This is a genomic window from Streptomyces sp. AA1529 (genome assembly GCF_000280905.1).
Taxonomy (GTDB): Bacteria; Actinomycetota; Actinomycetes; order Streptomycetales; family Streptomycetaceae; genus Streptomyces.
Genome location: NZ_ALAP01000043.1, coordinates 81,596 through 94,024, shown reverse-complemented (window position 1 = coordinate 94,024; position 12,429 = coordinate 81,596). Strand labels below are relative to the sequence as shown.

General features: G+C 70.4%; 13 protein-coding genes and 1 pseudogene. 8 read left to right on the top strand and 6 right to left on the bottom strand.

Features of this window, described 5'->3' with window-relative positions; translation table 11 throughout:
• Window positions 1-126 precede the first annotated feature (126 nt).
• Together A949_RS0113865 and A949_RS39745 are read left to right on the top strand one after the other, a co-directional pair.
• Window positions 127-1,722 (top strand): hypothetical protein, encoded by a 1,596-nt coding sequence (locus A949_RS0113865; RefSeq protein WP_019356617.1) that lies wholly within the window; start codon window positions 127-129, stop codon window positions 1,720-1,722.
• A gap of 226 nt (window positions 1,723-1,948) precedes the next feature.
• A complete protein-coding gene (locus tag A949_RS39745) occupies window positions 1,949-2,329 on the top strand; it encodes a ChbG/HpnK family deacetylase (RefSeq protein WP_443332993.1) in 381 nt (126 codons plus the stop codon).
• Window positions 2,330-2,528: 199 nt separating this feature from the next.
• Here A949_RS39745 and A949_RS0113855 read toward each other — a convergent pair whose 3' ends face one another.
• Together A949_RS0113855 and A949_RS0113850 are read right to left on the bottom strand one after the other, a co-directional pair.
• A complete protein-coding gene (locus A949_RS0113855) occupies window positions 2,529-2,897 on the bottom strand; it encodes a VOC family protein (RefSeq protein WP_019356615.1) in 369 nt (122 codons plus the stop codon).
• Window positions 2,898-2,929: 32 nt separating this feature from the next.
• The gene (locus A949_RS0113850; RefSeq protein WP_019356614.1) at window positions 2,930-3,703 is read right to left on the bottom strand and encodes an oxidoreductase; all 774 of its coding nucleotides are present in this window, start codon (window positions 3,701-3,703) and stop codon (window positions 2,930-2,932) included.
• Window positions 3,704-3,784: 81 nt separating this feature from the next.
• Here A949_RS0113850 and A949_RS0113845 point away from each other — a divergent pair, with 81 nt between their 5' ends.
• The gene (locus A949_RS0113845) at window positions 3,785-4,363 is read left to right on the top strand and encodes a TetR/AcrR family transcriptional regulator (protein WP_019356613.1); all 579 of its coding nucleotides are present in this window, start codon (window positions 3,785-3,787) and stop codon (window positions 4,361-4,363) included.
• Window positions 4,364-4,440: 77 nt separating this feature from the next.
• On the opposite strand, the gene A949_RS38085 is transcribed toward A949_RS0113845, so the two are convergent.
• Window positions 4,441-4,605: a hypothetical protein gene (locus A949_RS38085; protein ID WP_019356612.1), complete on the bottom strand. Its 165-nt coding sequence runs from the start codon at window positions 4,603-4,605 to the stop codon at window positions 4,441-4,443.
• 763 nt (window positions 4,606-5,368) lie between these two features.
• Here A949_RS38085 and A949_RS0113830 point away from each other — a divergent pair.
• Both A949_RS0113830 and A949_RS0113825 read left to right on the top strand, forming a co-directional pair.
• Window positions 5,369-5,554 carry a hypothetical protein gene (locus tag A949_RS0113830; RefSeq protein ID WP_158687583.1) on the top strand — a complete coding sequence of 62 codons (186 nt, stop codon included), beginning with the start codon at window positions 5,369-5,371 and terminating at the stop codon, window positions 5,552-5,554.
• A gap of 90 nt (window positions 5,555-5,644) precedes the next feature.
• A complete protein-coding gene (locus A949_RS0113825; protein WP_026004626.1) occupies window positions 5,645-6,151 on the top strand; it encodes a hypothetical protein in 507 nt (168 codons plus the stop codon).
• 1,179 nt (window positions 6,152-7,330) lie between these two features.
• Here the strand turns inward: A949_RS0113825 and A949_RS39065 are convergent.
• From A949_RS39065 to A949_RS0113815, 3 genes and pseudogenes are all read right to left on the bottom strand, one after another.
• A complete protein-coding gene (locus A949_RS39065; RefSeq protein ID WP_237735827.1) occupies window positions 7,331-7,543 on the bottom strand; it encodes an RRQRL motif-containing zinc-binding protein in 213 nt (70 codons plus the stop codon).
• Between the two features lie 14 nt (window positions 7,544-7,557).
• Window positions 7,558-7,791, bottom strand: a pseudogene (locus tag A949_RS36465) (IS110 family transposase); the annotation flags it as partial.
• A gap of 312 nt (window positions 7,792-8,103) precedes the next feature.
• A complete protein-coding gene (locus A949_RS0113815; RefSeq protein WP_026004625.1) occupies window positions 8,104-9,399 on the bottom strand; it encodes an amidohydrolase family protein in 1,296 nt (431 codons plus the stop codon).
• Window positions 9,400-9,485: 86 nt separating this feature from the next.
• On the opposite strand from A949_RS0113815, the gene A949_RS0113810 reads away from it, so the two are divergent.
• The 3 genes from A949_RS0113810 (at window position 9,486) to A949_RS0113800 (ending at window position 12,423) form a co-directional block, all read left to right on the top strand.
• Window positions 9,486-9,974, top strand: coding sequence for a MarR family winged helix-turn-helix transcriptional regulator (locus A949_RS0113810; RefSeq protein ID WP_019356606.1), 489 nt, complete (start codon window positions 9,486-9,488; stop codon window positions 9,972-9,974).
• 245 nt (window positions 9,975-10,219) lie between these two features.
• On the top strand, window positions 10,220-11,185 hold the full coding sequence (locus A949_RS0113805; protein ID WP_019356605.1) for an STM4015 family protein: 966 nt from the start codon (window positions 10,220-10,222) through the stop codon (window positions 11,183-11,185).
• Entirely contained in the window at window positions 11,182-12,423 is a 1,242-nt protein-coding gene (locus A949_RS0113800; RefSeq protein ID WP_019356604.1) for an STM4014 family protein, read from the top strand. The genes A949_RS0113805 and A949_RS0113800 overlap by 4 nt, the downstream gene beginning before the upstream one ends.
• The last annotated feature ends 6 nt before the right edge of the window (window positions 12,424-12,429 follow it).

Genomic DNA, 12,429 nt, shown 5'->3' with positions numbered 1-12,429 from the left:
CCCTTTCCTCCTCCCTTCGGGACAATCCCACGATCGAGTGACGTCCCCGCGATCGCGGTCACACATCCCGGCCGGCCCTTTGATCATGTTGAGGTGACTCATCGATCCCGTATCGGCCGCCGTCGGGTGCTGTACCCGAGCGGCGCCGTCGCACTCTGTCTGCTGACCGCGCTCACCGCGTTGCCGGCCGCCGCTCAATCCGACGCGGCCCGGTCCGACGAGGCCGGTCGCTCCGCCGGGCCCGCCGTCCGGCCACCTGCCACGCCCGCCGAGGCGCGCACCGCCGCCTATCTGGAATCCGTCCGCAACGATCCCGGCCGGCTGCGGGACTTCTTCCGGAAGCTGCCCAAGGGCGGCGACCTGCACAACCACCTCTCCGGCGCCGTCACCACCGAGTACCTCATCGAGCTGGCCGCGCAGGACGGGCTGTGCATCGAGACGAAGACGATGACCGCGGTGCAGCCGCCGTGCAAGGACGGTGCCCGCCCGGCCGCCGACGCGCGCTCGGACAAGGCGTTCCACAAGGAGTTGGTGCGGGCCTGGTCCATGGAGGACTTCCCGCAGGGCGAGTCCGGGCATGATCACTTCTTCGCTGCCTTCGGCAAGTTCGGCGAGGTGACCTGGCGGCATCCGGGCAAGCTCCTCGCCGAGGTCGCCGAGGATGCGACCCGGCAGAACCAGTCCTACCTGGAGACGATGGCGACCCCGGCCTCCGACGGCGCGAAGAAGCTCGCCGAACAGGTCGGCTGGGACCCGGACCCGGCACGGATGCATCGCAAGCTCCTCGCCGACGGCAAGCTGGACCGGCTGGTGGCGCAGGCCCGGAAGGACGCCGACCGTACAAACGCCGAGTTCCGCACCGAGGCACACTGCGACACCGCACACCCCCGCCGGGCCTGCCGGCTGCCCGTCCGATGGATCTCGCAGGTCTCCCGCGGGAGTTCACCCGAGCGCGTCTTCACCCAGATCGCACTCGGCCTGCGGCTGGCCGAGCGCGACCCGCGGTTCGTCGCCGTCAACCTCGTCCAGCCCGAGGACGGGGAGAGTGCGCTGCGCAACTACCGGCTTCAGATGCGGATGCTGAGCTACCTGGGCAAGCAGTATCCGAAGGCCCACATCACCCTGCACGCCGGGGAGCTGTGGCCCGGGCTGGTCAAGCCGGAGGACCTGTCCTTCCACATCGGCGAGGCGGTGAACGTGGCGAAGGCCGAGCGCATCGGCCACGGCGTCGACCTCGTCCACGAGGACAACTGGCAGCAGCTGACCCGCACCATGGCCCGCCGGGAGACGGCCGTCGAGGTGCCGCTCACCAGCAACGCACAGATCCTCGGGGTGAAGGGGGACGACCACCCGTTCAACACCTACCGCGCCCACGGCGTGCCCGTCGTCCTGGCCACCGACGACCCGGGCATCTCCCGCACCGACATCAGCCACGAGTTCCAGTACGCGTCCACCACCTACCGGCTGCGCTACCCCGAACTCAAAGACCTGGCGCGGGCCTCCCTCGAGTACGCCTTCCTCCCGGGCCGCAGCCTGTGGCGCGGCAACCCGACGCGCGACGGCTACCGGCCCGCCGCGGCCTGCGCGAAGGAACACCCCGGCACCGGCAGGCCCGGCGGCGCCTGCGGCCGCCTCCTGGCCGACAGCCCGAAGGCAGCCGCCCAATGGCACCTCGAATCCACCCTCACCAGCTTCGAACGCACACACGCCGACACCCGCTGACCCCGACCCCGTCGCCCCACCCCGGTCACGGCCCCGGCCCCTGAGCCGGGGCCGTGACCGGTCCAGTCCGGGGCCTGACGAGCGCAGGGGACACAGAGCGGGATCTCCGCCACAGCACGAGCCACGAGAACCTCGCCAGAACCCGGCGGAGACAGGAACATCGAGGCCGAACCTGCCAGTGAGTATCGCGTTCAACACTCGGCTGATCCGGCAGCAGAGGCTCCTGATGCCGGCAGAATCCGCAGCCGCTGTCGGCAGACTTCGTGGGCGACTGGTTCGAACAGCTCGGGCGTCGAGACCTCGACGAAGAACCCGTCCGGTGACTGCCCGACCACTCGTCCTCAGCGCCGACGACCACGGCTTGAGCGATGGCAGCTCACGAGGCATTCTTCGCGCTCACGACACCGAGCTGAACAGCAGTGTCCCGGTGCTCGCCGTCGGTCCCGCAGCGGGTCGTGCCGTGGCTGGGCTGAGGGATCGCCCCGTCGTCGGGGCCGGCGCGCAGCTGGCCGTGGTCGGTGAGGACCGTCCGTTGCTCACTGCGTGCGAGATTCCCACGCTGGTCGGCCATCACGGTGCGTTCAGGCCCGGCGGCGGTCGTTCATGACCGCGGCGGTGGCGGGACGCGTCGACATGGCAGATGTGCGGCGCGAGTTCGGCGCGCAACTTGAACGGCTCGTACAGGACGTCGGGCTGCAGCTTGGGCGACCCGTCTCCGGTCCGCCGGGCTGGACTTTCCCGACGGCTACGACAGGCTCGACGCGGCCGGTTCCCTCACCCTGTCGGGGACGCAACGCCTCACTGGCTCAGGTCGAACGCAGGCAGAAGGGGTGTCCGGCAGGGCTGGCGTACACGCGGCTACGGGTGCGGGTTTCCTGGGTGGTCTCGCCGGTGGGCCGCAGTCGGGTGGCGCCGGCGTCGGTGGCCGCGCGGTCGGCGGTTGCGAGGTCGTCGACGCCGAAGTCGAGGTGCATCTGCTGGGAGGTGCCGTCCGGCCAGTTCGGGGCGGTGTGTCCGGGGGCGGCCTGGACGACGATCACCGGGAGGCCGGGGGCCTGAACGAAGTGGTGGGTCGGTGTGGGGGTGAGGGAGCCGCCGAGCAGCCGGTGCCAGAAGGAGCTCTCCTTCTCGGTGTCGGCGGCGTCGATGATCACGGAGGTCAGAGTGATGGGCATGGGGGTCTCCTGTTCGTGCTGTCGGTGGTTGTTCAGATGGTCGGGATGATGCCGCCGTCGACGCGGAACTGTGCTCCGGTGAGCCACTTCGCGCGGCCGGAGGCGAGGAAGGCGATCATCTCGGCGACGTCCTCGGGATCCCCCGGGCGGCCCATGGGAACGTTCAGGTGATCCACGATCTGCTGCGTGACCTCTTCGATGGTCACGCCCTGCTCCCCGGCCATGTGCCGGAGGTGGGCGGTGGCGCCGTCGGTGACGACGAAGCCGGGCAGGACGCAGACCACGCGCACCCCGTGTGCGCCGACCTCGGTGGCCAGTTCACGACTGTAGGTGTTGAGCGCGGCCTTGGCAGCGGCGTACGAGGCCTCGGTGCGCTGAGGCAGTTGGCTGGCGATCGAGGAGACGTGCACGACGACGCCGGAGCCCCGCTCGATCATTCCCGGCACCAGGGCCCGGTCCAGACGCACGGCGCTGAGGAGGTTCATCCCCAGGTCCGCCTGCCAGGACGCGTCGGACCGGCTCAGGGTCGGCGCCGGGGCACTGGCCGCGCCGGCGTTGTTCACGAGCACGTCCACGCCGCCCAGCTGCTCGGCGACCCGGCGGCCGAGCTCGGCCACGCCTTCCTGCGTAGAGAGGTCCGCCGGCACGAAGGCGGCGCCGCTGTCCTCCTCGGGCCGGCTGCGCGAGGCCGTCACCACGGTCGCGCCCGCGGCCACGAAGCGCCGCACCGTCGCCGCGCCCAGGCCTCGGCTGCCGCCGGTGACCAGCACTCGCAGGCCGTCCAGACCCTCACCGGTGTCCGGCATGTGGGAACCCCCTCAGTAAGATGAACCTGACTCCGGAAACAGTACACGTAACCGGAACCGGACTCACTTTATGGAGGTTCCTTGCCCTCGTCACGCCCGCTGCGCGCCGACGCGCGACGCAACCGAGAGGCACTGCTGTCCGCGGCCCGCCGAGCGTTCCTCGGCGGCGACACCGACGCCCACGTGGAGGACATCGCCCGCAGCGCCGGCGTCGCCGTGGGCACGCTCTACCGCCACTTCGAGACCCGCGAGGTGCTGATCGAGGAGGTCTACCGCAAGGAGGTCGACGACCTGTGCGCCGCGCCCGGCGACCTGCTGGACCAACACACCCCGCAGGAGGCCCTGCGGCGCTTCCTGCTGCTGCTCGTGGACCACGCGGCGGTGGGCAAGGGGATGTCCAGTGTGCTGGAAAGCATCATGGCGACGGACTCACCGGTCTTCGACGACGCCCGCACCCGCATGGGCGACGCCCTCACCCGACTGCTGGACGCCGGCAGCGCGGCCGGCACCGTCCGCGGCGACGTGACCGGACCCACCCTGCTACGGGCACTGGGCGGCATCTGCGCCATGCGCGCCACCGAGGGCTGGCTGGTCGAGGCCCGGCAGATCACTGCCCTCCTCTTCGACGGTCTGCGACACGGCGCCCCGCAATCGCCCTGAGCAAGGGGGCGCGTCATGCGCCGTCGGCCAGGCCCTGCCCGTCACTGCCGCCCCTCCCGCCGTCCTCCTCGTCCAACTCAGGCGAGTCGCGCGCAGCGGGCGCAGGGCGCCAGCAGCCGGGGCACACCGGCAGAGCTGTGGCGGCCGAGCACGTCGGGGTCGGCGCGCTTGAGCGGAATGGCACGGGTGACGTCCCCGCTCAGGACGTCGCGCTCGCACTCCTCCGAAGGCAGGGCCCGCAACTCCTCGACCGCGGCTTCCAGATAGCGTCAACGGTACGGCGGCATTCAGTGCGGGACCGAGTGCGCCGGACTGTTCGCCTGGCCCGTCTGTTATGCCTGCATGATCTGCCCGCGCTTGCCGTAGCAGATATCCCGGGCGAGCTTGTGGCGGGACTCCGGCACGGTGAACTGCCGGTCCATCTGCCCCCGGCAGGCCGGAGCCGACTCCTCCCTCCGTCAGCCGCCGGCTCTCTCACGCCAGGCTTCGAACCAGTGCGACTTGGCAAGTTGCTACCGCCCCGAATCGAACACCGGTGCGTTCTAAGCCGCGCCACTGCCTCACGGACCCGAACAGGGGCCTGCTGGGCCAAGAGGAAGGGAAGCAGTGGAGAGATCCGCGCTGTCCGACTGCGTGACGTCGGACAATTCGGCATCACGTGCAGTGCGAAAGCTCTCCCTGGACGAGGTTCTGTCTCGTCCAGGGGCCACTGATCAGGCCCCTTACCCGCAGTGCACACCCGATGAGGCGTTGCAGCGCTTCGAATGGGACCAGGGCATACCCGCGGCGCGGGTGTGCTGGAGCGCCGGGTGACCTTCCTTCTGGACATCGATGCGCACGGCAGACTGTTCCAACCCCTCGGTGCTCACCCGGCCGCCGGAGGGCACCGAGGCCGTATCGGTGTGGCATCCACTGGCCGGCTCTGCTCATATCGCACATGCACGTGACGGGGTACTCATGGCGGGCATCGACACCTGGCACGTTTATTTGACAGAAAGTCAAGATGTGCCCCATCTCAACCGTGCGCTGGACGACGCGGGATTCTTCCGCGACGACGAGGACTACGAAGACGACCGGACCGATTCGGCGGCTGCTCTGATGCTGCTGGAGCGCGAGTTCGGCCTCAAGCTCTCCCCTCAGATGGCCAACGGGGCCCTTGCGGCGGTCAGCCTTCAGCACCTCCCCGGATGACCACCGGGGGGCTGGCAATCGGTCCAGGAGCGGTCGTTCCCGGACGGGCTCCGTTGCTCGCACAGCAACGGCACTCAATAGGTTGGTCCGATGGGTCTTTTCGACAAGCTGAACGGCACGAAGCATCCCTGCGGGGATGTTCCCCCTCAGCCCGCTGAGGATGTGAAAAGCGTGCTGCTCGGCCTCAACGGGCCGGACGTGCCCTATGTGGTGCGCTATGGCGCCGACGAGGGCGCCCATTTGGTGGCTGAGTGGCGGCTGATGGAGCCGGCCTGGCAGTCGTTCTTCGCCAGCACCCAGATGAGCCGCCGTATCCGGATCCGGATGCGTCTGGACCCGGGGAGCCACGAGGTCCGCGCTCTCGAGGAGCAGTGGAAGATCCAGTGGGTCGAAGGCGTGCCGGTATCGCAGGAATACGGGCGCGGGCCTGTGAACCAGAAGTCGGTCCGGTGGACGATCGGACGCAAGGAAGCGGGCAGCGGGCTCGAGGTGACGGAGACGTTCCGCTTCGACAGCGCGGAACTGAAGGAACCTCTCCGAAACACGGTACTCAAGGCTGGCTGGACCTGGCGCGGAGTGTTGCTCGGCAAACTGTGAGGGAAGCTGAGCATCGGGCAGCGGTCAGCTGCGCGCAGCAGATTCCGCAGCGGACGCGAACCTGCTGCACATTCCGGTGACGACGCCGGCTTGGTCGGCCCGCACGACATCGAGCCGCATAGCGGCGGTGCACCCCGTCCGGCAGGACGGGGTGGAGACCGAGCGCCCGCCGGCGTCGGGACGGACGGCTTCAAGCAGTCGAGCGGGAGCGAAACGTGTGAACGGCGACTTGGACAAGGTCGCCCCGCCACGCTCGTCGAGCGCGAACCGCGCCCGCGGCGCGGGCGCCACAAGGCTCGGGGCCTCCGGACTCCCGGCCGCCCGGAGACGATGAGCGGGAGCTGCCACCCACGCCACTGGCCACAGAGACGGGGCGAGCCGGGACGGCTCGCCGCTCGGCGGTGGTCCCCAGACGGGCCCGGTGCCAGCTGTGTCGAGCACGTGTCCGTCCAGGACGCTGACGGGCCGCCATGCGCGCTGGTCCCACTCGTCCTCGACAAGGACGGTGGCGCCGCGGCGCTGGACCACCTACCCCTCGGCCGCCAGCAGGCCATCACGTTCCTGGCCGAGGTCGTCGTGGGAAATCCAGGTCTGCCCGGGGTCGGTCGACCAGCGTGCAGGGATCGCCCGCGAGGACGCCCGTGCACACCATGCCCGCGGCACGGACCTCGGGGATGCGGTCGGAGGAGAGCCACTGATCGATGCATTCCCGGATGAACTCCCCAGCACGGTGGGGGCCGATGATGAGGTCGAGCGGTACGGCACACGCTGAACTCGACGGAGAAATCGTCGGCGACCATCGCCCTGAACCGGTCGGGTTCCAGGACCTGGGTAGCGGGCAAGGTGCGCACCCAGGTGCTCTTGCCGCTACCCACCGCGCCGATGAGGGCGATGAGCGCCGGTCGGGGATGGTCGTGTCCAGGGGCTGCCTGATGCTTTCGAAAGCCGTCTTCATGGACGTACTCCCTCGTCGAAACCGATGGCAAGGTGAGGCCAGGTGCGGACGCGCCGCCGGTCGCGCCCGGCGAAGCGGGTGGCGCCGCAGTGCACGACCGCCCGGTGGTGGTCATGGGACGAGGAGGTGCTGGACCGGTTGTGCGACGTAGGCTTTGGGGTCGGCGGGTGTCCCGTCGTGGCACTCCTGGCAGGAGCCGAGGGTCTTGAGCGGGAGGCAATGCACTAGCGCCGACGGCTGAGAGGGCCGGTCTGGCGCGCGGCCATCGCCTTGTCGAGCGGGGCTTCCTCCACGAGGGGCATCGGCCGCACCGGCTTGGCCCGGTCGAGGCGGTACGGCCACGCATGACGCTCCCCGCTGCTGCACTCGATGCGTGCGACCGGGGCCTGTCCGCGGGGCCGCAGTCCCATCGGGCGCAGCTGACGGCGGGTCGCCAAGGTCGTGTATCCCTGTCCCTCGCGACCGCCAGCGGCAGGGCGCCGATCGAGGCCGGCTGGTCGACCACGACGAGCACGCTCCCGTGCTTGGCCTGCATTTTCCCGAAGACCTCGCGGAGCTTCGGTTCGCTGTTGGGCAGCGGTTTGTCGAAGGCTTTCTTCCCGGCCGGGGTGACGGCGGTGGCGTGGTGCTCGCCATAGCCGACGTCCAAGCCGAGGAAGACGGCGATGTCGCTGACGTCGATCACGTGCTTCCTCCGGTTGTCCCCGCCCGGCCGTCCCACGGCACCGATCGCCACATCCACATGACGAAGAGCCTCCCGACCTGCGGAAAAGGCAGGTGGTCATGCCCCTAATCAGCGGTCTGTCGATGCCTCCGGAGCCGGTGACACCACCCCCCGGGCCATGCGTTCGACAGGGGGAGAAAGTCATGCCAACTCCGAAGGCCGTGCGCCCCATTGCGGGGCCACCAAGAAGGTAATGGGGAGCTTCCACGACGTCATCGTCGACGAGGCTCATGACTCGACAGGGGGTTTGCCGTTCAAGCTGCTTCGAGGCATTCATCGTGTCGGGGGCGTCCATGACCCGTCGACCGCGACGCCGGCGGCTGCGGCGATCCGGTCGCGGGATTCCACCAGTCGTGTACGCAGTGCGGGCAGGTCCACACCGAGCAGTCGGCCGTCCCGTTTGACGGCCTTGCCGGCGACGAAGACGCTGTCCACCAGGCCGGGGTGGCCGGCGGCGACGATCGTGCCGGCTGCGTTGTTGACCGGGAAGATCGAGGGGTCCTCGGCGTCGAGCAGGATCAGGTCGGCGTCCTTGCCGACAGTGATGCTGCCTGTCCGGTGCTCGAGCCCGCACGCTCGAGCGCCGTTCACGGTGGCGAACTCGACGACGTCCCGCGAGGTGAGGCCGCCGTCCAGGCCGCGTTGCACGGCGAACGCCGTGCGCATGGTGGCGAACATGTCGCCGCCGGCGGATGGGCAGTCGTCGATCGACAGTGAGGGGCGGATCCCGGCGGCCAGCATGCGGCCGGTCTCGGGCCAGCCGAAGCCCATCTTCAGTTCGACGTCCGGGCTGACCGACACCGAGCAGCCCGCGTCGGCCATCATCGCGACCTGGTCGTCGGAGAGGCCGTTGCCGTGCACGACGGTCGTGCGGTCGTCGAGCAGCCCGCGGTCGCGCATGTCGGCGATCGGGCGGTGCCCGCGAGGCCAGCCGGTAGCGCCGTGCAGGTGGACGCTCACCCGCAGTCCGAGTTCCCGCGCCAGTGCCACATCGGCGGCGGTGGTCTCCAGTGTGGTCAGTTGCGGCCCGCGCAGGCCCAGCATCATGCCGTCGTCGGGCAGTTGCGACCGCACGCGCGTGATCTCCGGGGCGATGTCCGGCTCGTCGGCGACGCCCGCGCCGTAGCAGAACATCGAGTGGCCGGGCGCCTCGCGCAGCCCCTGGATCGCGGCGTCGGCGTTGTCCGGGTGGTCGGAGCAGTGGAACCAGTCGAGCATGGTCGTGACACCCGAGTCGAGCGCCTCGATCCGGCCGAGCAGGTTGCCCAGGTATACGTCGTCCGGCCGGTAGTGCGGCCGCAGCGTGCCGTGCATGGCGATGCGGTACTGGTCGAACGTCCAGTCCGCGCCGAGACCGCGGAACGCGGTCTGCCAGGTGTGCCGGTGGGTGTCCACGAAACCGGGCAGCACGATCTTGCCGGTGGCGTCGACGATCTCTGCGTCGGCCGCGTCGACGGTGGCGGCGACCGCGACGATCCGGCCGTCTTCGACGAGCACGTCGCCCTGCCGGAGATCGCCAACGGCCGGGTCCGCGCTGACCACCATGCCGCCGCGCAACAGTTTTCTCATGGGGCGGAAGGTCCTTCCTAGAGTTGACGCGTCAACTCTAGGTACGGTGGAGTTGAGACGTCAACTCGTTCGGTACGATTCCTGCCATGACTGCATCCCGCACGCCGACCCCTGAGGAGTGGGAGCTCTGGGACACCTGGATGCGCGCGCAGCGCCTGCTCACCCGAGAGCTCGACCGCGGTCTGCAGCGCGACTGCGGCATCTCGAAGGCCGAGTTCAGCGTGCTGGTGTCGCTGTGGCAGGCGCCCGGTTGCGACATGCGCGTCAGTGATCTCGTCGATTCACTCGGCTGGGAGAAGAGCCGCGTCTCACACCAGTTGACACGCATGGAGCGCCGCGACTTCGTGGAGCAGACCCGGAGCGGGACCAGCGGCCGCCGCACGCGCATGGGCCTGACCGCCGTGGGCCGCCGCGTCGCGCAGAGCGCCATCTCCGCACACGGCGGCAACATCCGCCGTCATTTTCTCGACTCGCTCACACCTGAGCAGGCCGCGGCCATCAAGGCGTGGAGCGAGCAGACGATCGACCGCATCGGACCGCGTCACAGCACGACAACAGACGACGGAGCCACCTGAGGGTCCGGCGGACGGTTGCGGACCGGACCGCGCACCGGTCCCGTCGAGAGGGCACAACGGCGATCCGGCAGGACCCGGTCGGCGTCCGACTCCCGGCGCACGACGCCGTACGGCAGCCGGCGACGGCATCGCTTCCCCGGTCACAGGCGTTGTCAGAAGCGTCGTCAGAGGCGTTGTCAGAGGCGATTGGTAGAAACTCCTCACGACCAGCGCTTCCGACACTTCCCGCCCAGGAGATCAGCGACGTGACCGACATCGAGCACCTGCCGGAGCTGCACGGCCTCCCCGCCTTCGACTTCCCCGATCCCGGGGAGCCGCAAGAGCTGCCCGAGGCGGGCGCCGTGGCCTGGCGGCTGGCCTTCAGCGTCTACGGTGACAGTGCGGACGCCGGGTTCGGCGCCCTGTGGGAGCGATTCCTGGCCACCGTGGACCCGGCGGGCGTCCGGGCGATCATCGTGGGCCCGTGGGGCGAGCCGTGCGAGGACGACTCCGGCGAGGTCGTGCGCCATCTCGTGGCAGCCCGGAAGAAGCTCACGTCTCTGCGCGCCGTGTTCATCGGCGACCTGGAGATGGAGGAAGCGGAGATCTCCTGGATCGTGCAGTCCGACGTCACGCCCGTGCTGGAGGCCTATCCGCTGCTGGAGGAGCTGGGTGTCCGCGGCGGCACCGGGCTGCGCTTCCCCGCCGTCCGCCACCAGCACCTGCGCACTCTCTGGTTCCAGGCCGGAGGTCTGCCGGGCGAGGTCGTGCGCGGCGTCGCCGCCAGCGAACTGCCCGCACTGGAGCACCTGGAGATGTGGCTCGGTGTGGAGGAGTACGAGGGTGACGCGACCGTCGCCGACCTCGCTCCGCTGCTGGCCGGCGACCGTCTCCCGGCGCTGCGTCATCTCGGCCTGCGCAACAGCGAATTGCAGGACGGGATAGCCGCCGCCGTGGCCCGCGCACCGGTCGTCGCCCGACTCACCTCGCTCGACCTGTCCCTCGGCACTCTCTCCGACGAGGGACTCACAGCTCTGCTCGACGGCCAGCCCCTCACCCATCTGACCCGGCTGGACCTCCACTACAACTTCGTCACCGAACCGGTGGCCGAGCGGTTCCGTGCCGCGTTGGAGCCGTCCGGTGTGGAGGTCGACCTGTCCGAGCCGGGCGAGGAGGACCAGGACGAAGACGAGGACGGCGAGGTCTACCGGTACACGGCAGTCTCGGAATGAGTGCCGGAAAGACGGCTGCGGAGCCGTCCGGCCGCGTCGTGCCCCGCACCGACCTCCGGTTCGCCGTGGTGGGCGTCCCCGGCGACCGGCGGACGACGATGTTCACCGCGTCCGCGCGCTCCGCGGGCCATCCCGCCCCGCGCGTGGTCGCGTGGCGGGACGTGCTGCACGGGCGGCCGGCATTCGCCCCGGGCGAGTTCGTGCGGATCGACTCCCCCGGCGAGGACGCGGAGGTGGACCGTCTGCTGCGGGACGCCGACGATCCCACCCGAGTCGGGGGAACGGCCCTGTGGTATCGCCGGTTCACCGCCGCGGTGCGGACGGTGACGGAGGCGGCGCACCGGGCGGGCGCGGTGCCTTCCACAGGCCCGGACGATCTGGCGACGCTCTTCGACAAGCGACGCTGCCACGCCCGGCTGGCCGCCGCCGGAGTCCCCGTGCCCCCGGCACCCAGGGGGCCGGTCGGCTGCTGGAGCGAGCTGCGGGGGACGCTGCGAGCCGCGCGCGTCACCCGCGCTTTCGTCAAACCCGCGCACGGCTCCTCCGCCTCCGGTGTGGTGGCCCTCACCGTGGCGGGCTCCGGCCGGGTGCGCGCGACGACTTCCGTGGAGACCGCTCCGGACGGGCGGCTGTTCAACTCTCTGCGGGTGCGGCACCACACCTCGGAACCGGAGGTCGCCGCTCTCGTCGACGCCCTGGCGCCCGACGGGCTGCACGTCGAACAGTGGCTGCCGAAGAGCTCGCTGGGCGGCGGCCGTCCCGCCGATCTGCGGGTGGTCGTGATCGCGGGGCGCGCCACCCATGCGGTCGTGCGGACGAGCCGGCACCCCATGACGAACCTGCACCTCGGCGGCGCACGCGGCGATCTGGATGCGGCGCGCGCCGCGATCCGGGCCGCGGGCGGCAGCTTCGACGACGCGCTGGACTGCGCCGAGCGGGCCGCCGCCTGTTTCCCGGACACGCTGTGCGTCGGGGTGGATGTCCTGCCGGTCGCCCGGTGGCGGCGCTTCGCCGTCTGCGAGGTGAACGCCTTCGGGGACCTGCTGCCGGGCCTGACCGGCCTGCCCGGGCGCGGAGCCGAGGGCCTGGACACCTACGCGGCACAGATCGCGGCCGTGGAGACCCGGGGCTCCGCGTCCGACGCAGTCCTGGGCGCCCCGGTGACCACCGGCGCGGCGCCGCTCGCCGCCGCGCGGCATGCCCGACACGAGGAGCACCTCCATGACACCTGCGCCTGACGCACC